24 protein-coding genes and 1 other RNA gene are annotated in these 24,448 nt (G+C 40.9%); 8 read left to right on the top strand and 17 right to left on the bottom strand.

The genetic code is table 11. The features are described 5' to 3' along the window. Nucleotides 1-305: 305 nt before the first annotated feature. Together rnpB and rsmI are read right to left on the bottom strand one after the other, a co-directional pair. Nucleotides 306-659, bottom strand: an RNA gene (gene rnpB / locus H5125_RS01225) — RNase P RNA component class A. A gap of 54 nt (nt 660-713) precedes the next feature. After that, nucleotides 714-1,556 (bottom strand): 16S rRNA (cytidine(1402)-2'-O)-methyltransferase, encoded by an 843-nt coding sequence (gene rsmI / locus H5125_RS01230; RefSeq protein WP_011635880.1) that lies wholly within the window; start codon nt 1,554-1,556, stop codon nt 714-716. An 89-nt stretch (nt 1,557-1,645) separates the two neighbouring features. On the opposite strand from rsmI, the gene H5125_RS01235 reads away from it, so the two are divergent. From H5125_RS01235 to H5125_RS01250, 4 genes are all read left to right on the top strand, one after another. Beyond that, a complete protein-coding gene (locus H5125_RS01235) occupies nt 1,646-3,469 on the top strand; it encodes a penicillin-binding protein activator (protein ID WP_162022149.1) in 1,824 nt (607 codons plus the stop codon). Then, nucleotides 3,466-3,792 (top strand): YraN family protein, encoded by a 327-nt coding sequence (locus tag H5125_RS01240; RefSeq protein WP_162022148.1) that lies wholly within the window; start codon nt 3,466-3,468, stop codon nt 3,790-3,792. The genes H5125_RS01235 and H5125_RS01240 overlap by 4 nt, the downstream gene beginning before the upstream one ends. Before the next feature lie 129 nt (nt 3,793-3,921). Next, nucleotides 3,922-4,515 carry a phosphoheptose isomerase gene (locus tag H5125_RS01245; RefSeq protein ID WP_011635877.1) on the top strand — a complete coding sequence of 198 codons (594 nt, stop codon included), beginning with the start codon at nt 3,922-3,924 and terminating at the stop codon, nt 4,513-4,515. Beyond that, complete coding sequence (locus H5125_RS01250; protein ID WP_101087298.1) at nt 4,512-5,081, top strand: BON domain-containing protein; 570 nt, start codon at nt 4,512-4,514, stop codon at nt 5,079-5,081. The genes H5125_RS01245 and H5125_RS01250 overlap by 4 nt, the downstream gene beginning before the upstream one ends. 36 nt (nt 5,082-5,117) lie before the next feature. On the opposite strand, the gene H5125_RS01255 is transcribed toward H5125_RS01250, so the two are convergent. Continuing rightward, nucleotides 5,118-5,993, bottom strand: coding sequence for a DMT family transporter (locus tag H5125_RS01255; RefSeq protein WP_101087316.1), 876 nt, complete (start codon nt 5,991-5,993; stop codon nt 5,118-5,120). Nucleotides 5,994-6,134: 141 nt separating this feature from the next. Here H5125_RS01255 and H5125_RS01260 point away from each other — a divergent pair, with 141 nt between their 5' ends. Beyond that, complete coding sequence (locus H5125_RS01260; RefSeq protein WP_101087299.1) at nt 6,135-7,004, top strand: LysR substrate-binding domain-containing protein; 870 nt, start codon at nt 6,135-6,137, stop codon at nt 7,002-7,004. 45 nt (nt 7,005-7,049) lie between these two features. On the opposite strand, the gene trpS is transcribed toward H5125_RS01260, so the two are convergent. From trpS to rpe, 3 genes are read right to left on the bottom strand one after another with little or no spacing between them, the layout of a single operon-like run. Beyond that, nucleotides 7,050-8,048, bottom strand: a complete 999-nt coding sequence (gene trpS / locus H5125_RS01265; protein WP_101087300.1) for a tryptophan--tRNA ligase — start codon at nt 8,046-8,048, stop codon at nt 7,050-7,052. A gap of 40 nt (nt 8,049-8,088) precedes the next feature. Beyond that, nucleotides 8,089-8,778, bottom strand: a complete 690-nt coding sequence (locus H5125_RS01270; protein WP_182743252.1) for a phosphoglycolate phosphatase — start codon at nt 8,776-8,778, stop codon at nt 8,089-8,091. 30 nt (nt 8,779-8,808) lie between these two features. Beyond that, the gene (rpe, locus tag H5125_RS01275; protein WP_182743254.1) at nt 8,809-9,480 is read right to left on the bottom strand and encodes a ribulose-phosphate 3-epimerase; all 672 of its coding nucleotides are present in this window, start codon (nt 9,478-9,480) and stop codon (nt 8,809-8,811) included. A gap of 271 nt (nt 9,481-9,751) precedes the next feature. On the opposite strand from rpe, the gene H5125_RS01280 reads away from it, so the two are divergent. Together H5125_RS01280 and H5125_RS01285 are read left to right on the top strand one after the other, a co-directional pair. Then, nucleotides 9,752-10,129, top strand: coding sequence for a hypothetical protein (locus tag H5125_RS01280; protein ID WP_242445156.1), 378 nt, complete (start codon nt 9,752-9,754; stop codon nt 10,127-10,129). Next, nucleotides 10,129-10,308, top strand: a complete 180-nt coding sequence (locus H5125_RS01285; protein ID WP_182743256.1) for a DUF2970 domain-containing protein — start codon at nt 10,129-10,131, stop codon at nt 10,306-10,308. Before H5125_RS01280 ends, H5125_RS01285 begins: the two co-directional genes overlap by 1 nt. A gap of 32 nt (nt 10,309-10,340) precedes the next feature. On the opposite strand, the gene H5125_RS01290 is transcribed toward H5125_RS01285, so the two are convergent. The 9 genes from H5125_RS01290 to H5125_RS01330 all read right to left on the bottom strand — a co-directional run bounded on the left by H5125_RS01290 (nt 10,341) and on the right by H5125_RS01330 (nt 19,665). Further along, nucleotides 10,341-11,177, bottom strand: a complete 837-nt coding sequence (locus H5125_RS01290; RefSeq protein ID WP_182743258.1) for a Dam family site-specific DNA-(adenine-N6)-methyltransferase — start codon at nt 11,175-11,177, stop codon at nt 10,341-10,343. Between the two features lie 132 nt (nt 11,178-11,309). Further along, nucleotides 11,310-12,713, bottom strand: coding sequence for an ATP-binding protein (locus H5125_RS01295; RefSeq protein WP_182743260.1), 1,404 nt, complete (start codon nt 12,711-12,713; stop codon nt 11,310-11,312). A gap of 50 nt (nt 12,714-12,763) precedes the next feature. After that, on the bottom strand, nt 12,764-13,840 hold the full coding sequence (gene aroB / locus H5125_RS01300; protein ID WP_101087307.1) for a 3-dehydroquinate synthase: 1,077 nt from the start codon (nt 13,838-13,840) through the stop codon (nt 12,764-12,766). Nucleotides 13,841-13,848: 8 nt separating this feature from the next. Beyond that, a complete protein-coding gene (gene aroK / locus H5125_RS01305) occupies nt 13,849-14,364 on the bottom strand; it encodes a shikimate kinase AroK (protein ID WP_011635865.1) in 516 nt (171 codons plus the stop codon). A 447-nt stretch (nt 14,365-14,811) separates the two neighbouring features. Beyond that, nucleotides 14,812-16,860 (bottom strand): type IV pilus secretin PilQ, encoded by a 2,049-nt coding sequence (locus tag H5125_RS01310; protein WP_162022141.1) that lies wholly within the window; start codon nt 16,858-16,860, stop codon nt 14,812-14,814. A 21-nt stretch (nt 16,861-16,881) separates the two neighbouring features. Further along, nucleotides 16,882-17,400: a pilus assembly protein PilP gene (locus tag H5125_RS01315; RefSeq protein WP_101087309.1), complete on the bottom strand. Its 519-nt coding sequence runs from the start codon at nt 17,398-17,400 to the stop codon at nt 16,882-16,884. Further along, entirely contained in the window at nt 17,400-18,017 is a 618-nt protein-coding gene (locus H5125_RS01320; RefSeq protein ID WP_101087310.1) for a type 4a pilus biogenesis protein PilO, read from the bottom strand. The genes H5125_RS01315 and H5125_RS01320 overlap by 1 nt, the downstream gene beginning before the upstream one ends. Then, complete coding sequence (locus tag H5125_RS01325) at nt 18,014-18,598, bottom strand: PilN domain-containing protein (protein ID WP_101087311.1); 585 nt, start codon at nt 18,596-18,598, stop codon at nt 18,014-18,016. The genes H5125_RS01320 and H5125_RS01325 overlap by 4 nt, the downstream gene beginning before the upstream one ends. Further along, complete coding sequence (locus tag H5125_RS01330) at nt 18,586-19,665, bottom strand: pilus assembly protein PilM (RefSeq protein WP_101087312.1); 1,080 nt, start codon at nt 19,663-19,665, stop codon at nt 18,586-18,588. Before H5125_RS01330 ends, H5125_RS01325 begins: the two co-directional genes overlap by 13 nt. A gap of 186 nt (nt 19,666-19,851) precedes the next feature. On the opposite strand from H5125_RS01330, the gene H5125_RS01335 reads away from it, so the two are divergent. Beyond that, nucleotides 19,852-22,437, top strand: a complete 2,586-nt coding sequence (locus H5125_RS01335) for a penicillin-binding protein 1A (RefSeq protein ID WP_182743262.1) — start codon at nt 19,852-19,854, stop codon at nt 22,435-22,437. Between the two features lie 79 nt (nt 22,438-22,516). Here the strand turns inward: H5125_RS01335 and yjjG are convergent, their stop codons facing one another. Continuing rightward, a complete protein-coding gene (gene yjjG, locus H5125_RS01340) occupies nt 22,517-23,218 on the bottom strand; it encodes a pyrimidine 5'-nucleotidase (protein ID WP_162022138.1) in 702 nt (233 codons plus the stop codon). Between the two features lie 133 nt (nt 23,219-23,351). After that, a complete protein-coding gene (locus tag H5125_RS01345; protein ID WP_182743264.1) occupies nt 23,352-24,422 on the bottom strand; it encodes an aminoglycoside phosphotransferase family protein in 1,071 nt (356 codons plus the stop codon). Nucleotides 24,423-24,448 lie beyond the last annotated feature (26 nt).

Genomic DNA, 24,448 nt, shown 5'->3' on the forward strand with positions numbered 1-24,448 from the left:
CAAGGTTAGCGGTATCTATTCTAAATTCTGTTGAGTAAGTTGGTTGAGTCTTCATTACTTTTTACACCGTTTTATCTTAAGGGGATTTTACCTCAATCGGTGTACAGTTTCATTAAGCCACAATACGGATGTAGTCAACTCCAACAGGAGATCGTCTGTCGCAAGTACTGGATAGTACTGAAGCTAAAACATAAAGAAACAATAACCAACATCAACTCGGGTTGACTATTATAGGGTACGACACCAATATTTTCGTACTAACGATAAAAAAAGGCCTCGCATTGCTGCGAGGCCTTTTTTATAAAGAGGTGAGTTGGCCGATAAGCCGGGTCCTGTCGTGGACAGTTATTCATCTAGGCCTGCAATCGCTCACAGGCTCAAGCAACCTACCCGGTTCCAACGCGAGCAGCGCCATGCGGAACCCTATTTGGTCTTGCTTCGGGTAGAGTTTACCTTGCTACGGACTATTGCTAGCCGCACGGTGCGCTCTTACCGCACCCTTTCACCCTTACCATTTTAGCCTAAGCCAAAATGGCGGTTTCCTCTCTGTTGCACTTGTCGTCGGTTCACACCGCCCAGGCGTTACCTGGTACCCCGCTCTTTGAAGCCCGGACTTTCCTCCCCGTACTTGCGTACGCGGCAACTGTCTGGCCAACTCGGCGCGGATTATAGCCTAAGCAGCGCAACAAACCAATGCCAAAGCGAGCGGCTTTTTATAAATCCAGTTCTAAACCGTATTTATATAGGGCATTTTTCTTTAAACCATGGATTTGCCCTGCTATAGCGGCGGCTTTTTTAAGCGGCAATTCTTCACAAAGTAACTTTAGGGTAGCAACGGCAACCGCTGGAATACCTTCTTCATCAGATAATGTAAAGCCATGGCACATAATGACCATTTCGCCTTTTTGCTGATTATCATCAGCTTCAACCAGCGCTAATACCTCTGCAGCGGTGCCAGATAAGAAGGTTTCGAAGGTTTTAGTGACTTCACGTGCCATTACCACTTGCCTATCGGCGCCTAAAACGTCAACAATAGCGGCGAGGCTATAAAGAATACGGTGAGGAGATTCGTAAAATATCAAAGTACGAGGATCTTCTTTAAGAAATTCAAGTTTATCGATACGGGCTTTTTCTTTTGACGGTAAAAAACCTTCAAAACTAAAGCGATCAGACGGTAAGCCTGATGCACTTAAGGCCGTAATCGCTGCGCATGCCCCAGGCAAAGGTACAACTCGATGGCCAGCTTGACGAACATGGTTAACTAAATGGTAGCCGGGGTCAGAAATTAACGGCGTCCCAGCGTCAGAAATGAGCGCGATTGATTTACCTTCATTTAATTGTTCAACTATCCATTGTGCTCGGTCACGTTCATTGTGATCATGTAATGCCGTTTTACGGGTTTCAATACCAAAGTGACTTAGCAGCCTTCCGCTGTGGCGAGTGTCTTCACAGGCGATTAAATCAACCTGTTGCAGCACCTCTATTGCCCGAGCGCTGATGTCGCCAAAATTACCAATTGGGGTGGGAACAATATACAGCGCGACCATTTGGTCCATAATTACCTCGATAATGAATCTACCTGATACTTTCGCCAAGCGTAAGAGCAGGTTAAACTAGTGACAGCATCTTACCAGAGTGAAGCCAAGTGTTAAAAAGACTGAATACTACAAAATTCGTGTGCGCGTTGATTTTCTCTGTATTGGTGGTCGGTTGTGCCACCAAAAAACAGCAGGATAATGTTGACGCTAGCGCATCGCTCGTTGCCGCTGAACATCCAGCTAAAATTTATTTGGCTGAGGCAACGAATAGCAGTTTACCAGAAAAGCGTGATCGTTATTTATTACTCGCCGCTCATGCTTATATCAATGATGGTAACTTTAATTCTGCCGCTAATGTATTAACGTCAATGCAGAAGTCGATGGTAAACGTTCCCTCGCTTCAAGCGGAGCATATTTACTTGCGCGCTCGCATTGTCGAAAAAACCAATAGCAGCCAAGCCGCATTAGATATTTTACAGTATCCACCACATTGGCAACTACCACGCTGGCAAATGGCAAGTTATCACCAATTTAAAGCCAAGCTGTACAAAAATACTCAACAGCCAATTGATCAGGTTAAGCAGTTAAGTCTATTAAGCAACTACTTACCAAAATCTGAAACCACAGCGATCAATAATGTTATTTGGAAGTTACTACAACCTTTATCCGAAGAAACTGTGCAGTCGTTTATGCGCGATCAATCGAATCCGATTTTTGCTGGTTGGTTACAATTAACCTTTATCGCTAAACATTACGCGGTTGAGCCGACGCAATTGGTGCGTTATTTAGGTGAGTGGCAGCGTAATAATCCTTATCATCCAGGCGCGGTGAAGTTACCTGCTGATTTAGAAAAAGCGCTTAATGCCAAACCGTTTAGACCGCAAAATATAGCGGTATTATTACCGTTAAGTGGACCACGCGCTGTGGTTGCTGAACCTATTCGTCAAGGTCTTTTATCGAGCTATTTATCTGATTTTGATAGCAATGTCTCACTTAACTTTTATGATACTCAGCAAGGGGTTGCGGCCGCTTATCAACAAGCTGTAGCCAAAGGCGCAGAATTTGTCATTGGGCCATTGTTACCCAATGAAGTTGAAGAACTACAGAAAATTAACGATAAACAAAAGACCACAGTGCCACAGCTGTATTTGAACCAAACAGATACGTTTACGCCACAACCAAACCTGTTTTACTTTTCGTTGTCTCCAGCACAAGAAGCCAGTGACGCTGCACATAAGCTGTATAGCGATGGGGTAAAGTTGCCACTATTATTGGCCAGTAACGATCCGATTGGCAAACGTATGGCAGACAGCTTTAAGCAAACGTGGCAAACCTTAACCAGCAATGATGCCGAAGTGTATTTCTATGATGCTGGCGACCAAATGAAGGTAACAGTTCAAGAAGCATTAGGTGTAAAAGATAGTCAAGCGCGTATTAGCAGAATGCGTGATTTATTGGGTAGCCGCTTAGAATCAGATTTTCGTTCTCGCCAAGATATTGATGCGATTTACATGATTTCGGGTTCACAAGATTTAGCCCTGCTAAAACCCTTTTTAGACGTTAACTTTAGTGTGTTCTCTGAACCCGTAACCTTATATACCACTAGCCGTAGCCGTCTTGAAAGCGAGTCAGCGCAGTCGGCACAAGAGTTAAATAACTTGATCATTAGCGATGTACCTTGGCTAATGCAACCTAGCAGCGAAACACAGCTGGTTTCTGAGCTTTGGAGTGGTTGGAATAACAGCCAAAAACGCCTATATGCAATGGGTTTTGATGCCCTTGAATTGGTTAATCGTTTAGCGCAAATGCGCGCTTTCCCGGGATACCAATTTATTGGCCGCAGTGGTGCATTATCAGTGAAACCTAACGGAGTGATAGATCGTCAACTTTCTTGGGGAAAATATAGCCAAGGACAATTAACACCACTATGAACAGTGGACAATTAGCTGAGCAACGTGCGCGAACTTACCTTGAACAACAAGGTCTAACGTTTGTAGATGCTAATGTTCGATACCCATTTGGTGAAATAGATTTAATTATGCGCCAGCAAGATGTCTGGGTGTTTGTTGAAGTAAAATTTAGGTCGTCAAATCAGTTTGGTGGCGCCTTAAATGCGTTAACAAGTAAGCAAATCACCCGGATAAGATTAGCCGCTGAGCATTATTTACAACGACAAAAATTAAATCCACCTTGTCGCTTTGATGTCATTGCGATGAATATTGATGAAATAAACTGGCTACAAGGCTGTTTTTAAGCGGCAATTGATTACCATAACCTTGATTTATGGCATCATATAGTCAAATTACCGAGTCTGACTGATGAGCGACGATAAAAAAGCTGATCAGAGACATACGTAGACATAATTTAGCGTAAGGATTGTTGCATGTTAGAACGTATTAGAGATAGTTTCACCGAATCGATTCAGACTAAAATTGATGCTGCTGAAGCATTACCTGAGTCTATTGAAAAAGCTGCAGAGATGATGGTGCAATGTCTACTTGGCGGTAATAAAATTCTGTCATGTGGTAATGGCGGCAGTGCTGGCGATGCTCAACACTTCTCTGCTGAATTATTAAACCGTTATGAAATTGAACGTCCACCGCTGCCTGCTATTGCATTAAGCTGTGACACTTCAACGATTACTGCTATCGCCAACGATTATAGCTACGATGAAATCTTCTCGAAGCAGATTTTTGCACTGGGTCAACCAGGCGACATTTTATTGGCTATTTCAACCAGTGGTAACTCTGGCAACATTATTAAAGCCATGGAAGCAGCGTTAAGCCGCGACATGACTATTGTTGCACTAACCGGTAAAGATGGCGGCGCAATGGCGGGCTTGATGAGCGCAGGAGATGTCGAAATCCGCGTACCGTCAAATGTTACTGCACGTATTCAAGAAGTTCACTTACTGGTTATTCACTGTTTATGCGATAACATCGACCGCACCTTGTTCCCACAGGATGAACAAGCATGATAAAAAGGTTACTCATCATCTCAGTCCTGGCGATGCTGCAGGGGTGTGCTGGTGCAGTCATGGTTGGTGCCGTTAGCGGTGCCAAGATGGTTAATGATGAGCGCAGCATGGGCACTCAAATCAGCGATACTAATGCAGACTTTGTTATTGCTAGCGCGCTATCAAAACATGATGACCTTAATAATCAAACCAATATCGCCGCGGTTGTGATGAACAACAATGTATTGATGATAGGTCAAGCACCTAACTCAATGCTGCGTGATAAAGCGATTAAAGTGGTGCAAGATTTACAAATTGGCGGCAAAATACATAATCAAATTCGTATTGGCACGCCAACGTCATTTACCACTCGCAGCAACGACACTTGGGTAACAACCAAAGTCAAAGGCCGCATGTTAAATGAAAAATCGCTCGATATTACTCGAGTGAAAGTGATTACCGAAAACGGCGAAGTCTTCTTACTTGGGTTAATTGACCGCAAGCAAGCTGATTTGGCCGTTGATATCGCGCGAAATACTGCAGGCGTTCGCAAAGTGATTAAGGTTTTTGAATACACTGAATCTTAATCCTGCAGTACATTTTTATTATCGCGATTTAGAAATTCATCCTGCATTTTGCTCGATGAATTTTTTTTGGGATCTTTTGGCTTGTATCCACGGGATAATCAGCGACGGCAACACAATAAACCCAGCCCCAACCCAACTTAAACCATCAAGCCATTCATCAAAAAACAACCAACCAAAAAAGACACAAAATAATAGTCCTGTGTATTCAGCCACCACAATTTGACTGGCTTGTGCTTGGCGATAAGCCAACGCGCAAAACCACTGATACGCCAATAAAAACACATTACTCGACACCGCAATAGCCACTAAAGACCCACTGATTGCCTCTATGCCTTGCACCAATGCCATGACCAACACCAAAGGAATACTGAGTAAGTTATATAGCATTAACGTTACAACTGGGCTTTCTGTACTGGGGAGTTTGCGCAATGCCAACTGGTTTATCGCAAACATAAATGCAGAGATGAGTACTGCAATTCCAAACCAGTTAATTTCACTTGGTCGTAGCAAAATAATGATGCCCAGAAATCCCAAAATAGCTGCCAGCCAATGTGCAGCGGTGACGCTCTCTTTTAAAAATAGAAATCCCATTAATACAATCATTAATGGCGCCGAATAAAACAACGAGCTTACAGTGGCGATAGGTAGCGCAATTAACCCCATAATTAAGCATACAGCTCCAATAGCGCCAGTATTAGCTCGCACTAAGTGCACCTTTATATGGCGACTGATTGGTTTTTTAGCTGCAAACCACAATGGCAGTAACATTAATACTGATGTTAACTGCCTGATTAACAGAAATGTTGCAGCGCTACTGCCCTCTGGAAGCCATTTTATAGACACATCATACATAGCACTAAAAAGGTTACCGACAACTAATAACATCATGCCAATCGCTATTGTGGATTTCATTACACTTACAACCTTAGGACCAATAATTGGCTGCATCATATAGTTATCAATTAATAACGAATAATGATGTTTTTAATCCATTCATGAGTTAAATTCATACCTCATAAATTTCAATAAAATAAATTCATATTTGAGGTGTATATGCGCAAACTGCCGCCATTGCGGGCACTACAAATTTTTGAAGCGGCCGCAAGGCATGCTCACTTTTCTCGGGCGGCAACTGAACTGTGCATTACTCAAAGTGCGGTATCGCACCAAGTAAGACTGCTTGAAGCGCATTTTGGCGAACGATTATTTATCCGCGAAGGTAGGCAGCTCTGCTTAACCAGTAAAGGCAATGTGCTTTACCATGAACTGGAGCGAATATTTAATGAGTTGAATGATTTAAGCATGCAAATCACTGGCGATTGTAATGATCAGCTCCGCTTAGCGGTATACAGTTCATTTGCCATTAAGTGGCTGATTCCTCGCTTAAGCGATTTCCATCGCTTACATCCACAGATTAAAATTCGCCTGGATATGATCACCGATGACCCGCTGATGAGTGATAGTGTTGCTGATATGTTTATTACTGGTCAAAGTGGACAACCGGGTTATGTGCATCGCATGTTACACCAAGAGAGACTGATCCCAGTGATCTGCCCGGGGCTATTAAATACCGACCACTCGGCGCTGAGTGTATTACGGCAACATGCATTACTCACTGTAGATGAAGGGCCAATTGGCTTTGATTGGGAGCGTTGGTTAAAGGTTAACAGCATCAGCATAGCGGCTACGCAACAACAGCATGTATTTAGCCATGTGTTGTTAGCTATTGAAGCGGCAATTGCAGGTCAGGGGATCGCGCTGGCATCAGATTTTATGGTAGAACGGGATATTAGTAAGGGAGCATTAGTCGCACTTGATTTACCCGCTATGTTGACTGGATTTGAATTCAATTTTAGTTGTAAACAGCGACGTTTAAAGGAGCCCGCTATCGCTGCATTCGTGCAATGGTTAACCAAAAAATAAGCCAGCACGTTGCTGGCTTATAGATAACATTAGCTGAAATAATACTTACACAATAAGACCAATTTTTTCGTACACTTTTTTAATGGTGACTTCTGCACGAGCTTGAGCTTTTTCAGCACCTTCCGCCATCACTTGGCTTAGATATGCATTATCGGCGCGGTACTCTTTAAAGCGAGCTTGTAATGGCTCAAGCATTCCTACGACAGCTTCACCAGTAGCCACTTTTAAATGACCGTACATTTTGCCTTCAAACTCTGCTTCTAAAGACGCAATCGACTGACCAGTACAACCTGACATTAAGCTGAGTAGATTCGACACACCTGGCTTTTGTTCCATATCAAAACGCACTACTGGTGGCTCTTCGCTGTCGGTCATGGCTTTTTTCACTTTCTTTAAAATCGCTTTAGGATCTTCAAGTAAACCAATGACGTTATTACGATTATCGTCAGACTTAGACATTTTCTTAAGCGGGTCCTGCAATGACATGACCTTAGCGCCGTGTTCAGGAATAAACGGTTCTGGGATAGTAAACGTGTCGCCGTAAGCATTGTTAAAACGAGTTGCGATATCGCGGGTGAGTTCTAAATGTTGCTTTTGGTCTTGCCCAACAGGGATCTCATTGGCTTGATAAAGCAAAATATCTGCAGCCATTAGAACAGGATAACCGTATAAGCCAACGTTAATGTTATTGGCATGCTTTAACGATTTATCTTTAAACTGGGTCATGCGGTTTAACTCACCCATTTGGGTGTAACAGTTTAATACCCATCCGAGTTGAGTATGCTGCGGTACTTGCGACTGAATAAACACGGTACTTTTTTTAGGGTCAACACCGCAAGCAAGGTATAACGCTAACGTATCTAAACACGCTTCACGCAGTGCTTTAGGATCTTGACGCACGGTAATGGCATGTAAATCAACAACACAATATAGGCAATCATGGCTATCTTGCATGGCAACCCATTGACGAAGTGCGCCCATATAATTACCTATGGTTAATTCGCCTGATGGCTGCGCACCGCTAAGAACTATGGGTTTGGTCATGTGTTTATTGCTCCAGATTATCTATATAAAATTCAAATTATTATGAAAGTAAGTATTGCTCTATATCAGCAAAGTTTTCGCATATTGCATGCGGGCTACTAAGACCGATATCTTCGCCGTAGTTGTATCCGTAGGTCAAGCCAATAGACATAACATTCGCAGCTTTAGCCGCTAAAATATCATTCTTTGAATCACCTATCATCAGTAATTGCGATTCATCCAACTGCCATTGTTTAAGCAAATGTTGTAATGGCATTGGGTCTGGCTTCATTTTGGCCAATGAATCACCACCGAGAACTTCAGAAAATAGGTCATCAAGACCAAAAGCTGTTAGTAACGGCACTGTAAAACGATATGGTTTATTGGTAACGATAGCCAGTTTAAAATCTGCTTGTTTTAACTGCTGTAACGTGTCGACAACTCCCGGATATAAACGACTATGTTTTTGTAAGTGTTCACCATAATGATGCATAAATTGCGGCATAATTTGCTCAAGTATTACCTGCAGATCAGGAGCATCTTCTGGCATAGCAGACACATAACTTAACGCACGTTGCATTAATACTTGAGCACCATTACCTACCCAGCTACGAACCAATGCTTCAGTCACTGGTTGGTATTGGTTCTGTGCTAATGTGGCGTTTGTGGCCGCTGCCAAATCAGGCACACTGTCGATTAACGTACCATCTAAATCAAAAGCGATTGCGCGAATATTTGACCATTGCATCATGTAAAGTCCCACTGGATATGGATAAAGAAATTATGATATCGAAGCGAGTTCGGCACGCATTTGATCAATCACCACTTTATAATCAGGTTGATTGAAAATTGCCGAACCAGCTACAAACATATCTGCACCCGCGGCCGCTATTTCAGCAATATTATCGACCTTAACGCCACCATCCACTTGTAAGCGAATATCAAAACCACTGGCATCAATAAGCGCGCGAACTTGGCGAAGCTTTTCTAGCGTATGTGGAATAAATGACTGACCACCAAAACCAGGATTAACTGACATCAATAAAATAACATCGAGCTTGTCCATTACATGATCTAAATAATGCAGTGGTGTGCCAGGATTAAAGACTAATCCGGCCTTACAGCCAGATTCTTTAATCAACTGCAGTGTACGATCGATATGTTCTGATGCTTCTGGATGAAAAGTGATAATTGAAGCACCGGCTTTGGCAAAATCAGGAATAATGCGATCAACGGGTTTAACCATTAAATGTACATCAATATCAGCGGTGATCCCGTAATTACGCAACGCAGTGCATACCATTGGGCCTATTGTTAAATTTGGTACATAGTGATTGTCCATAACGTCGAAATGAACAACATCTGAACCCGCATCTAATACGGCTTTAACATCTTCACCTAAACGGGCGAAATCAGCAGACAAAATCGATGGTGCAATTAAAAATGGGCGCATAATCTTCTCTATTGGCAGATCAAAGTGACGACATTTTACCCTTTGCAGCCGCAAGCCTCTAGTCTAACAAGGGAAATAACCACTATCCTCAATAGAATTTAGTTAAAAACTAGACCATAAGTCGGATTTGCTATTTTTTATACAGAAACCAGTGTTCAATAACTAAGCTATTTTGCTATAATGTAAAAAGTTGTTATCTTAGTGGTCCAACTGAATATTTAATACCTGTTGTAGCATCAATCGAGTTTACACCATGGATAGGGCACCCTTTATGGTAAAGCAATTATTACGCAAGTTTTCTGGTCGTGATGGCAAATTATTGTCAGCACCGGTTTTTGCTGTATTTGCTACGTCTGCATTGGCGTTATTGTTAAGCCAAGTATTGATGGCCAACGAAAGTAATTCGGCCAATAGTAAGGCCTGCGTCTGCAACAGCACCACCAACTACAATGCAAGTTTACCCAGTAGTCACCCTACAAATCGTTGTGCAGAGCAGTCGAATGATGTCAGTTGGGGTAATTGGATTACGGGTAATAGCCGTTCAAGCCAGTTTCACTTTATTGATTTACTTGAGTTAATCCACGGTCACAAAGACAAACCTTTGAATGACATGCCAACCTCAGGCAACCCAACTCAGATATCGCGTTAATGTCTATTTGGCGGGTATTTAGCAGCACTTTAGCGGCCTTTTTTGGCGTGCAGACAGAAAAAAATCGCCAAAAAGATTTTCAAAATCAATCCCCATTACCGTTTATCATTATGGGCATTATCTTAGCCATTGCCTTAGTCATTTCCCTAATACTCATCGTAAACCAAGTATTAAGTTAACGGATAGCTTTCGTTATCCGCTCTTTGCAGCATTACTCTTCTTCACGATAATGATGATCATATAGCGCCATAATTTCATCCACTTTATTGCGTGAACCGCCTTTAGGGCTAATATTACGCTGTACCGAAATCGTTGAACAAGATGCACCACGATATAATTCTCGCGTTAACGGAATATCATGATTACTGATCAATACCGGAATATTTCTCTCATGGGCAATAAGCCGTGAATGACGAGCAAGTAATGCTTGATCATCTAAGCTAAAACCCGGACCTGCATAAGTGGTGAAACTGGCTGTAGTTGATAACGGCGCATAAGGCGGATCACAATAAATAACGTCACCGCTGTTCGCCATATCAAAGGCTTGTTCGTAACTGATACATTTAAAGGTCGCTTTTTGCGCTTTTAATGAAAAATAACGAATTTCAGTTTCTGGAAAATAAGGCTTTTTGTACGAACCAAACGGCACGTTAAAACCACCTTTGCGATTATATCGACATAAGCCATTAAAACCATGGCGATTCATGTACAGAAAATATACCGAACGAATGAAAGGATCGCTACAGAGATTAAATTCAGCACGAATACGGTAATAAGCATCTTTGTCATTCATATGATCGACAAACATGGCCTTTGCCGCTTTAATATATTTATCTGGCTGTTGCTGAACAATTTGGTATAAATTGATTAGGTCTTGGTTGATGTCACACAATAAATAATCATCAAACTGTGTATTGAGGAATACCGAACCTGCCCCAACGAAAGGCTCAATCAGTCTATTTCCAGCTGGAAGGTGTTTTGCTAGCTCATCAACGAGCTTATATTTACCGCCTGCCCACTTTAGAAAGGCTCTATGCTTTTTTATCATGAATAGGAATTATGCCAGCAAAATTAAAGCTGATGATTGTACTCTGTTTAACGACAATTATCATCGGATAAAGCAGATTTATTCGTTGATTTTTCATCCTATTGACTTGGATGCTGCAGAATATGAAGATTGTTAATCTTGTCGCTTATAATCACTTAAGTCAGCCCACTTTCTTACCCAGGGAGCCGCTAATCCATATTGTTTCTGAAGGCTTTTAGCTTTTGCGGAGGCTGCCGATGCGGTTTCAAAATCACCCAGCAATATAACGTGGCGTTGTTTGTAACTCATTATGTAAACTTGCGGCTCTTTTGCCAGTTTAACTAAAATCGGTGTAAGTGAATCTTTGTCATTCACACTGGCAAGTTGCAGCGTAAAACCTTTCACTTTTAAATTCGGGGTATTATCTCGCTCAACAATATCATTCGGCTTACTTACCGTATTAACTTGCGCTTTGGGTAACTTACCTTGGAAAGATAAGCCTTTTAATGATGAATTAACCACTATGTCAGTATGATTATCTGCAGGAATATTTTCTATGAGGTTAGTCTCACCTTGCTCTACTAGCGAACTGTCAGCAATGATTTGCTGCTCTATGATTAAGTGCGCTTGTTCATTGGCACTCGACTTAGTTAAGGCCAATTGCCTATGGGCAAAATAAGCGCTTAATGAACTGTCGGCATAACCAATGACATATTGAGCTGCTTTTACACGCGCAGCGGATTGTTCTGCTGTTAATACTGGCGACAATGATGCCGAAATCGGAGGAGGTAATTGTGTACTTATGCCCCACCAAAGCGACACACCAGCCAATATTGTGATAAAAGCTATCATCATTTTAACTGACAGAGACCAAGATGATTGCTCTGTTTGTGGCTCTTCTAATGCTAACGCTAATAATTGAACCACTTCAGCTGGCGTCCCCTGCTGCTTCTCTAATTGCTTATGGATAATTTCACGTGGAATAAACGGTGTTTGCCGACTCCGCAATAATAAACTTTGATAGAGGCCATCGCGCTCGGGTACCGATAAAGGTTCAATAGTCACAGGCAGTAATCTAGCACGAATATCATCAGTTAATTCAGCTACTAAGGTATGCCAAAAACTGGGGGTAACGGTCACTGTAACTGCAACAGGTTTACCTGCACAATGAATTTGGCTCAGCAGAATACACTCAGCCCAAATATCTTTAGGCAATAAATCGGCATCATCGATGATGATATGTAATGGTTTTTTTAAACTAGATTGGATTCTCAGTACGGTGTCCATCAAAGGACGTTCATCATCAAAAATTGGCGCGGAGATTAATTGAACCAGAATTTTTCGACGAATTTCAGCGCTATCAGCGTGTTGAGGACAAATGATCAATGCTGAATTGTAGTCATCTAGCTCACTGGCTAATGCAGCCGTCAGTGTCGACTTACCTGAACCGTTATCACCACAAATAACCAACAACTGTTCGCTATAACTAGCAATATGCTGTAAACGCTGAATGAGCGCTTCTTGGGTAGGGAGTAGCAATAGTCCTGGAGTCGTCAATGATTCACCACACTATAATTTATAGCTAGCATAGTTATATGCGGAATAATTTATACGCAGCTAATAACCTGTTTCAATAAGTCTTCACTCACATCACTAAAGACATCAGCTTTGCCTATTTCTGTAGGTAATACTAAGCGGATTTTACCACCTAACACTTTTTTATCTCGACGCATATGCTTGATAAACTGTTCAAAACCCATCGACTCTGGAGCCGTTATAGGTAAATCAAACGCTTGCATCAATCGGCAAATACGCTCGACACTTTGCTCATCTAATAGATTGAGCTTACATGCTGTTTGAGCCGCTAAAACGGTACCAGCAGAGACAGCTTCGCCATGTAACCAAACACCGTAGCCCATTTCAGCTTCGATAGCGTGCCCGAAGGTATGCCCAAGGTTTAATAACGCTCTTACACCTTGTTCAGTTTCATCTTGTGCGACAACATCTGCTTTAATCTGACAACATTTAGCAATGGCATAATTTAACGCGTCAGTTTGAAGCGATTTTAACGCATCTACATTTGCTTCAAGCCACTGGAAAAAGTCAGCATCCCAAATAATACCGTACTTAATCACTTCAGCCATACCTGCAGCAAACTCATTTGCGGGTAATGTCTGTAAGCAAAGCGTATCGATAATCACTGATTTAGGCTGATAAAATGCACCAATCATATTTTTCCCAAGAGGATGATTAACAGCCGTTTTACCACCAACTGAAGAATCAACTTGGGACAGTAATGTAGTTGGCACTTGAATAAACTCAATTCCACGCTGATAACACGCAGCCGCGAAACCAGTCATATCACCAACAACACCACCACCTAGTGCGACTAATACCGAGTCTCGGGCAAAGTTATGCTCAAGTAATTCGGTAAAAATATAATCTAGATGTTGTAAATCTTTAAATTTTTCGCCATCCGGCAAAATAACCGTTTCAATGCGCGCGCAAGCGCTCATCGCTTGTTGTATCTGTTGAAGATACAACGGAGCAATGGTGTCATTTGAAACAATTAAGGCTTTTTTGTTTGTTAGGTAGCGAGCAAATAGCCCGCTATCATTCATCAAATCCTGGCCAATATAAATGGGGTAACTTCTATCACCTAATTGAACCTGAATCTGTTGCATGTTGTTACCTAAAAGCCAAGTTGCTCGATAATTTGGTTTGCGACGATTTTCGCGCTTTGCTCATCAGTCTTAACGATAACATCCGCAATTTCCTCATATAGAGGGTTGCGAATTTCCGCTAAGCTTTCAAGCACTTCACGTGGATCATCTACTTGTAACAACGGGCGACGCTTATCACGCTGCGTGCGCGCGACTTGTTTGTCGATAGTTGTTTCTAAGTAAACCACTATACCTCGAGCAGAAAGATAGTTGCGGATATCTTTACTCTGAACAGAACCACCACCTGTCGCGAGAACGATACCTTGCCTTTCTGAAAGATCACCGATGACTTGAGCTTCACGTCTACGGAAGCCTTCCTCACCTTCGACGTCAAACACCCAGGCAATATCTGCACCGGTACGTTGTTCAATCTCATGATCTGAATCGTGGAAATCTAAATGCAGCATTTGCGCCAGATGGCGACCAATTGTGCTTTTACCTGCGCCCATAGGGCCTACCAGAAAAATATTGCGTTTTTCAGCCATTTCGTATACGTCTGAATCTTATATGAAAGAATGCCTTATCGACTTAAACTCAAGCCGACCTATAATTTAACCTTGCTCTAATGAGACTTGACGGAGGATTATCTCAGTTAAGGGCTACCGCTTGCAAGTCATCACAGCTATTTATCATGATTTTATTATGTTACTGATGTTTAAAACCTCAAATAAAAGGTAATGTTTTCGATTAAGTCTTTGTTAATACAAAGACTATAGGCCGATTAGCACTGCACTATCTAATTAAAGTTAATACCTTAAAACTTTAAGGAAGTTGCCATGATTACCACTAAAACGATAATTTGTTCGATTGGAGTAACGTTTAGTGATGCGCTATTTAACGCATTTAGCCATTACTCCCCCATAAATCACTGTCATAAAAAAGCCAGCAATTAAGTAGCTGGCTTTTTATTATTGCTATAGCGTGTAAAAAAATTAACGTTTGTCAGCAACAATCTTAGGGGTTACAAAAATTAATAGCTCTTGGCGCTCATTTGTGTCGGTTGAATTTCTAAATAAGAAGCCAACTAAAGGAATATCACCCAGAACCGGAACTTTGCTTACTCGGCTAATGAGGTTTTGCTGGTAAATACCACCTAACACAATCGTTTCGCCATTATCTACGAGTACCTGAGTACCAATACGCTGAGTATCAATCGCAACCGCTTCACCCGTTGCTGTAGCAACCGTTGTTCCTTGAGAATCTTGGGTAATTTCAAGATCTAGGATAACCCGGTCATCTGGAGTTATTTGTGGAGTCACACGTAGCGATAACACCGCCTTCTTAAAGGTCACTGTTGTTGCGCCGCTTGATGCTGACTCAACGTATGGGATTTCAACACCTTGCTCAATGTATGCCGACTTCTGGTTAGATGTGGTAATACGTGGGCTGGCAATGATCTCACCTTTGTTTTCTTGCTCTAATGCACTTAATTCTAAATCGAGTACTGTACCGTCTGCCAATTTAGCCACATGGAAAGCGATACTGGTCGCCGAGCTTGCTGCTGCCGGTAAATTAACATTGAGGCGATCGTCAATGCTTGGAATAGTACCGTTAGCAATACTCGTTGCTCCTCCAATGGTGCCAGATGTGCCCTTAGAACCTTGTTGATCGGTTATGCCCCAACGAATCCCGAGATCTTCAGATACGTCGTCTTTCACTGTCACCATACGCGCTTCGATTAGCACTTGTTTAATAGGAATGTCTAATACTTCTATTAAGCGGTGTACGTTTTCTAAAATCTCAGCCGTATCTTTTACCAGTAACGTATTTGTACGTTCATCAACAGCAACACTACCACGAGATGATAATAACGTTGAATCCGTAGTTTTAAGTAACTCGGCAATATCGATCGCTTTAGCATAGTTTATTTGTAAGTATTCAGAATATAGTGGTGCTAACTCTTTTACTTCTTGGCGATTCTTCAGGTCATTACTTTCGCGAATGGCAAGCTCTTCACTCGGTGCCACCATTAAAATATTGCCTTCAATACGCTTGTCGAGACCTTTAGTTTGCAATATAAGATCTAAAGCTTGATCCCAAGGCACATCATCTAAACGTAAGGTAATCTCACCTTCAACGGTATCGCTGGTCACTAGGTTAAAGTTGTTATAATCAGCAATAATTTGCAACACAGTACGCACTGAAATATTTTGGAAGTTTAGTGATAATGAACGACCATTATATTTCTTTGCCTCTTTAGCGACAGAGACACGCTCAACTTTATCGACGCTAACTTTAAACACATTGCCATCTTGGCGGTAGTTATAATCATAGTTGCCATCAACATCCACCAAAATACGGGCAGTTAAATCATCTTTAAATGTTTCAAAACTATTTACCGGTGTAGCAAAGTCTTGTACATCCATAACGTAAAGTAAGTCATTGCCAATATCGGTGTTATAAAGTTTTATTTCAAGCTTTGAACCAACTTGTTCTACATTCGCCGCGACAGAACGATTGCTAAGATTGAATAATATTTCTCCACCGCCGGTTTTATTGCGGCGAAAATCAATACTACTAATACCATTAACAAATGGATTGTTTGCTTCTACCGGACCAGACACATCATCATTAATAGTTAATCTATAACTATTACCAACAATTTTACCTTGATATGGTTTTACGTTAGACATTGCAACAATGATTTGTAAATCGCCACCTTGTTGTTGTGTAGTTAACTCTATTACACCAACAGCGTTTATCGGAATTTTACTTTTATTTAAATTAGAAATAGTGTCTGAGAAATTCAACATAATTTCTGCTGGGTCTGCAGATAAATCCACAGACGGTGACACTATTGATGATTCAAAAATTAACTCTAATTCTAATTGGTGATCAACCATTGAATGATATTTGACGTCCATAAGACGATTAGCAGCTATCGCACTAGGTATTAAACCCATTAATAATACTGCGCCTAAAAACGCTCTAAAAAATAATAACTTTGTTATTGCTTTTTTTATCGCGGCAGAAGATTCCATTATTCTCTCATCCTTCGCACGTTATTTTCCTGATAATTCTAAATTGCTGGATCTTTCTGCCCAACAACCTGAACCATCAGGGATTAATTCTATAATTTCGATAAATTGCGGCGTTACTTTAGCAATTCGGCCATGATAAAGCCCTAAATACTCACCTACACCCATGCGATAAACATTGGCATCACTAGATTCGACTAAAGCCCAAATAGTACTCTCTTCACTCAATGTTCCGCGCATTCTTAAATTGTCTAATGCATAAGTTTCTAAGCGACCTTTGCGACGTTTCAAGTCTGGTTGTAAACAATCTCTAGATGTATCAATCACCTCTTCTGTCAATTCCCTTGATGGTGGAACAAAAGGACTGCGCATTAATTCAGCTTGATAAGCAAAATGTTCAAACTTCGGTGTTTGCTTTAATGGTGGTATACGGGCAACGTGTTGCGCCTTTGTAGTAGTAACAAATAGCTCTAAATCGCTGCGTTCGCCAATACAACCACTCAATAAAAACACCATTGATAACAATAAAGGCAAAAATTTCATTATTTCTGCCCCTTATCGGCCTGTTTCGTTAATTCAGCCCCTTCTTTAAAACGATACGTTTTGGCGAGAATATCCATTGATAATCCACCGGCATCGTTCTGCTTGATAGTAAAATCATGCAAACTGACAATTCGAGGTAATTTGGCAACACCACTGACCATATTACCCATTTGATGATAATCACCTACTACTGACATCTTTATCGGAAATTCAATATAGAAATCACGTTCAATTTCATCATCCCAATCTAGGCTATTAATTCTGAGGCCAGCATCAGTTGCAACAAATGTTAAATCATCTAATAAACCTGGCATTTCATTTTCGGATGGTAGCATTTTAAGCAATTCGGCAAACTGCACCTCCATCACGTCTAATTGTTCACGGTATAGCTTAAGATTAGCTGCTAAACGATATTTAGTTTCAAAATCTTCACGAAGTTGAATTTCTTTTTGCTGTTCAGCTTCCATTTGATCGATCGAATCTGAAATAAACAAATAATAACTAGCACCGATAACACACACAGATAAAAATGCAGCAAAGACAATTTTTACCAGCTTGGGCCAACCACCAATATTTTCAAAATCGATATCGTTAAATTGATCTAGGTCGAGATTCATTTTCTCGCTCCTTGGTTCGGATCAACATTAGTGACTTGTGAATCATCACGGATAGTGACACGTAATTTAAACCGCTGTAACTGTCTTAATTCTTCATTTTGCGTCACAATCGATTGCATACTCGGATCGTTAAGATAAGAAGATGTTTTAACTTTTCTCATCATATTCGCGACGTTATTATTTGATTCGCTTCGTCCTTCGATTAATAACACGCTACCTTTTTTCTCTATACTTGAAAGATAAATACCCGGTGGCACTATTCGGACTAATTCATCTAAAACATGAGTAGGTAAATTACGCGACTGCTGTAAGTTGAGAATAATTTCAGTTCGACGTTCAATATCTTTTTTACGTTCGGTAATTTTTCTAATTTCTGCTATTTGGGTATCAAGTAAGGTAATTTCTGATACTAAATATGCATTACGCTGACGCTGATCTTCAGTGACAACCTCTAGAAAACCCAGAAATAAATATACTACAAGTGATGTCACTAAAAAAACTAACGCTAAAATACCGATAAAATCGCGTTTTTGCTTCTCTCTAGCTTCTTCACGCCAAGGTAATAAGTTTATGTTCGCCATTGAGCATAACTCCTTAGCGCAAGACCACATGCCACCATATATTTACTCATATTAGGTTGAAGTTGACTTTTCATAACATCATCTGCATGCAAACACCCCTGAAAAGGATCTGCAACTATGGTATGAGTGCCTAACTCGTTAGTTAGTAATTCAACCATTCCTTCTAGCTTAGCTGTACCACCACACAAAACGATATAGTCAACTTTTTCACGTCCACTGGCAGTACAATATATTTGTAAAGTTCGTTTAATTTGTTGTAACAATTGCATTTGAAACGGAGATAAAACTTCGAACATATAATTACGCGGTAATTGTCCAGTAATCTTAGCGCGTTCAGCCTCATCATGGGGCATCCCATAAAATGACACAATTGACTGAGTGAATAACTCACCGCCAAAAGCTTGCTCACGTATAAACGTCGTGTCACCATTTTCAACCACAGAAAATGTGGTCATATTGGCGCCGATATCAACCATGGCGATTGATTTATCTTTAGCGCCATCAGGTAACTGACCATAAATTAATTCTGCAGAGCGTCCAAGTGCATAAGCTTCCACATCAACAACTTTAACGTCTAGTTCAATGGCATCCAAAGAGTCTACACGTGAATCAATATTTTCTGTGCGGCATGCGCTCAGTAATACGTTAACTTTGGTTGGGTCGGTAATATTCGGGTTAAGCCTTTCAAAATCGATGCTGACTTCATCAAGTGAATAAGGAATAAGATTGTCAGCTTCAATTTCAATTTGAGCTTCCATCTCCTCTTCATTTAACGCTGCATCCATATAAATGACTTTAGTCATAACGGCAGAGCCAGAAACCGCGACAGCTGCAAACTTTAGGGATTTAGGTAAACCCCGTCGAATCTGTCTTAGCGACTCAATTACCGCTTCAGTATCACGAATATCATGATCGACCACAGCTCCCTTTCTAACAGGAACTGACGCATGATTTTGAATTTTATATCCATCCGCAGTCTTGCTCAACAAAATGGCTTTTATTTCATGAGACCCAATATCAATCCCAACCATCTGAGGTGCTTGACGCTTCCACAATTTAGAAAGCATAGTCCGTCATCACAATTCTATTTTTATTTTCTAAGAGATTAGCACATAATCAACTCGTTATAAGTATTTGTATAAAATGTTTCAGCATTTTACAAATTATATTTAGTTATTTCATGTTTTACTTCACCAAAAACTCTCCCGCTTATATACTACCGCTACTATTTTTGATTTATCTGGAATTATTGAGTGAAGTGGTTTAAACGTTTATTAATTGCATTTTTTAGCCTATCACTACTTGGCATTGCTGCTATAGCTGCCGCTTACTTTTATGTGCTACCTGACTTACCCGATGTTAATTCGCTAAAGACGGTCCAATTACAAACTCCGCTGCGTATTTACAGCCGCGATGGCAAACTGATTTCTCAATTTGGTGAGAAACGTCGCATACCTGTCGAGTATGAAGAAGTGCCCTTTCAGTTAATTAATGCCGTACTCGACACTGAAGATGCGCGCTTTTTTGAACATAATGGTATTGATCCGATTGGTATTATCCGCGCGGCAATCATATTAATAACAACAGGTAAGAAAAGCCAAGGTGCAAGTACGATTACACAACAGGTTGCCCGAGGATTTTTCTTATCTAACGAAAAAACATACATTCGTAAAGTAAAAGAAATCTTCCTTGCATTGAAAATTGAAAAGGCGTTATCGAAAAAAGAAATTTTAGCTCTTTATTTAAATCGTTCATTCCTAGGTAACCGCGCTTATGGTGTTGGTGCTGCTGCTCAAGTCTATTATGGTAAAGAACTGAGCCAATTGACACTACCAGAAATGGCAATGATAGCAGGCCTACCACAAGCTCCATCTGCAGCTAATCCAATTAGAAACCAATCACGTGCGATATCTCGTCGTAATTGGGTATTGAGTCGTATGCTAGAGAAACGCAATATTACTCAAGCAGAATATCAAGAGGCGATCAGTAGCCCATCGACCGCGAAATACCATGGTGCTGAAATTGATTTATACGCTCCGTATGTTTCAGAAATGGCGCGTGATTACATGATCCAGAAATACGGTGAAGAAGCAGCCTATACTAACGGCTACAATGTCTACACCACGATATCATCCGAACTCCAATTGATGGCGCAGGAATCATTAAGAGATAACGTTTTTGCTTATGATCAACGCCATGGATTCCGTGGTCCTGTGACTGAATTATGGACTGATACTCCGCTCGACCATGATGAGATTGTCGCTACGTTAAAACGCACCGACTCAATGCAGGGCATTATGCCCGCTGCAGTTATAAGCGTTCAAGATCAACAAGCACAGGTAATGGATGGCAAGGGCGAACTGATTACACTTGAATGGAAAGGCCTAAAATGGGCGCGTAAGTTTATAAGCGATAAACGCCAAAGCTTACCACCAAAACAAGCCAGTGATATTTTGACCGCTGGTCAACAAGTGTGGATCCGTCATAATGGTAAGTATTGGCAATTGTCTCAAATACCACAAGTCTCTAGTGCGACAGTGTCACTTGAACCTCATGACGGTGCGATTAAAACCCTCGTCGGTGGATTTAGCTTTAGTCAAAGTCAATTCAACCGAGTGACTCAAGCTAAACGCCAATTAGGTTCCAATATTAAACCTTTTATTTATGCTGCTGCGTTAGAAAAAGGTTACACACTGGCTACGCTCATCAATAACGCTCCGATTAACAAACCAGATACCCGTCAGGGCACTGCGTGGCGTCCTAAAAACTCACCAGACATTTACGGTGGTCCAACACGTTTACGTGTCGGTTTAGCTCAGTCTATTAACGTTATGTCAGTCAGAGCAATGCGCCACACAGGCTTAGATGACACTATCAAAAAACTAGTACAGTTTGGTTTTGATCCGAGTGATTTACCCCGAAATGAATCGTTAGCATTGGGTTCACCTTCAGTGACACCGTTACAGGTCGCCACTGCATTTAATAGCTTTGCAAATGGTGGTTATTTAGTTGAACCTTACTTTATCGATCGCGTGACCGACTCATACGACAACACGATTGAACAAACCATTCCCGCTATTGCATGTAGCAAACCAGTCCCCTCTGTTGAAGATGATGTGGTTATTGAAGATCCATTTGCTGCGATGGCTGAAGAATTCTCTCAGCAAGCTCCAGAAGCATCAGTAGATACATTAGATGGAGAAGTTGAAGCAACGTCCATTACCGCTGAACAAAACATTTGCAGTAATCCACAAGCTCGCTTTGCTAAGCGAGTCGTTTCAGAACAAACTGCATTTTTGATCACTGAAGCGCTAAAGAGCGTAATTTGGGGCGGCGGCGATTGGAGCAAAGGTACTGGTTGGAATGGTACAGCTTGGCGTGCATCTAAATTAATTAAGCGTCATGACATTGCGGGTAAAACAGGTACAACTAACGAATCTCGAGACACTTGGTTCAGTGGTTTTAACCCTACACTTACAGCAACATTCTGGGTTGGTTTTGATGACCATGGACGTCAGCTAGGGCGCTCAAGCTGGATGGCTACCGGCGAACCAGATCAGATATCAGGTGCGGAAGCGGGTGCTAAAACCGCTGGTCCTGGTTGGAATGACTATATGAATAAGGCCCTGTCTGGTACGCCTGAACCTTCTGTTATCCCGCCAAAAGGAATTGTATCTGCACGTATTGATTTAGCGACTGGCAAATTGACTCGCAAGACAGACCACACTACCGAGTTTGAGTATTTTGTTGAAGGTACAGAACCCAAAGAATATGTTACTGAAACACAGCAAAGTGGCGATATTTTTATCGACAATGTTGCTGAAGATTTATTTCAATAATAGGGTTTAAAATAAATTGATTAAAAAAGCCATTCAGTCGAATGGCTTTTTTATTACTGATTTTATAGCGTATTTAATCTTAGACAATGGTGTTGGGTATCAGTAATTGATGCAGTTCAGTTAAATTACGAACCTGATAACTTGGAGAGATATCATCACTTATAGGTTCGTCATGATGATTTAACCAACAAGTGTCGATACCTGCATTGATACCGCCTAAGATGTCAGAATGTAAGTTATCGCCAACCATAAGCACTTGATGCTTCTCCGGCTTTCCCATTAAGCTAAAAGCATGATGGAAAATAGCAACATCTGGCTTTGCTATACCTAGTTGTTCAGAAATAACCACCGGATTAAAAGCATCTTCAAAGCCAGTACGGCTCAAGCGGATATTTTGTAGCTCGGTAAAACCATTAGTAATTATACCAAGGTTAACTTTACCGCTTAGGGAATCAATCAGTTCCCGGGCACCAGGCAATGGCTGACAAATATCGGCCATAGCCGCAAGAAACTGACTGTTTAGATGCTGTGGAGTAACAGATAGTTTGTTCGCCCAGTGATGGAATCGGGTATGTTGTAAATGCGTAGCACTAATTAAACCGTTTTGATACTCGACCCACAATGGTTTATTTACTTGCTGATAAACAGCAAAGTCATCAATATTAAAATCAACTTCAAAGCGCGAAAACATTAATTTCAATCCAGCAAAAGCATCGAAATGAAATAGCGTTTCATCGGCATCAAATAAAATCCATTTATATTTATTGAGCAAATTCGACATCTACGAAGTCCTTCTTTTGTTTAAATGAATAACTAACCTCAGATCAAAATAATGCCCATTATTATAAAACTTTTTGTGCTGCTACTTATGGTAATAGGTATGATCTCAAGCTGAAGTGAGTTAACGATGGTGACTACGAGTTAAATAATGACATTAACTGCGCTTCTTGCTGCAGTAGACTTTGATAAATAGTTAACTGATTTATAGCGCGATCAAGATTGTGAGTTTGATACTTGATCCCAAAATATGTATCGCCATTTAAATAATCCGTTAAAAACCGTACTCCAAGCATTAATGGCATCACTTTAGTGCCGAGCCATAAACTACGTTTTTCGAGCGGAGTAATAATGTCAGCTAGAGATTCCATGTACGATTTTGTGGCTGCAATAATAATCTCAGGTCGGGCATATACATTGGTTAAATTAGTTGAGTCTTCTGGCTCTGGAGAGCAAAAAGCGCGCACCATATCACCAAAGTCATACATCAAATATCCTTTCATGCAGGTATCTAAATCAATAATGGCCATGCTGGACATATCTCGCCCATCAAACAGCATATTATTGATTTTAGTATCATTATGACATATTCGAACCGGTAATTCGGCTTCGTATTGTACCAATGTTGCCAGTAAATTTGTCTGTGACAAACACAAAACGACCCAATCTTTACAATGACTTAATCGATTGTGAGTGTCAGCTGCCTTTGCATCACGCAATTGAGCAATACGCTGAGGTAAATTCAAAAAATCAGGGATAACATCGACAATGTAACTAGGGTTCAAATCACTTAATGCTGCGGCAAAATGCCCAAAAGCCTCAGCTGCCAACTTAGCTTGAGCTGGTGTATCAACCACTTCAATCGTGTTGCTATGAGGTAAGTAATCTATTGCTCGCCAAAAACCTTGTTCGCCTAAATCCAAATATAGTGCACCTGCTATAGTGGCTATTGGACTAACCACTTGTAATGGATAATGCTGCTGTTGGCGTTTAATCAGTAAGTGCTGGCTGATATTGGCAGCATTTTGAATGACCACCTTAGGTTCAATAAATACTTGGGTATTAATGCGCTGCAACACCAACGATTTTGATTTATCACTCACCAAGAAGGTTTGATTAATATGGCCATTACCCAATGGATAAAGCGTACTATGCTCACTACTAAAACCAAACTGAGGCAATACATTTTTACGGATAAAATTGACCAATCAAAAACTCCAAATCATGTTCATCA

The sequence above is a fragment of the Shewanella sp. SR44-4 genome (assembly GCF_014163715.1).
GTDB lineage: Bacteria > Pseudomonadota > Gammaproteobacteria > Enterobacterales > Shewanellaceae > Shewanella.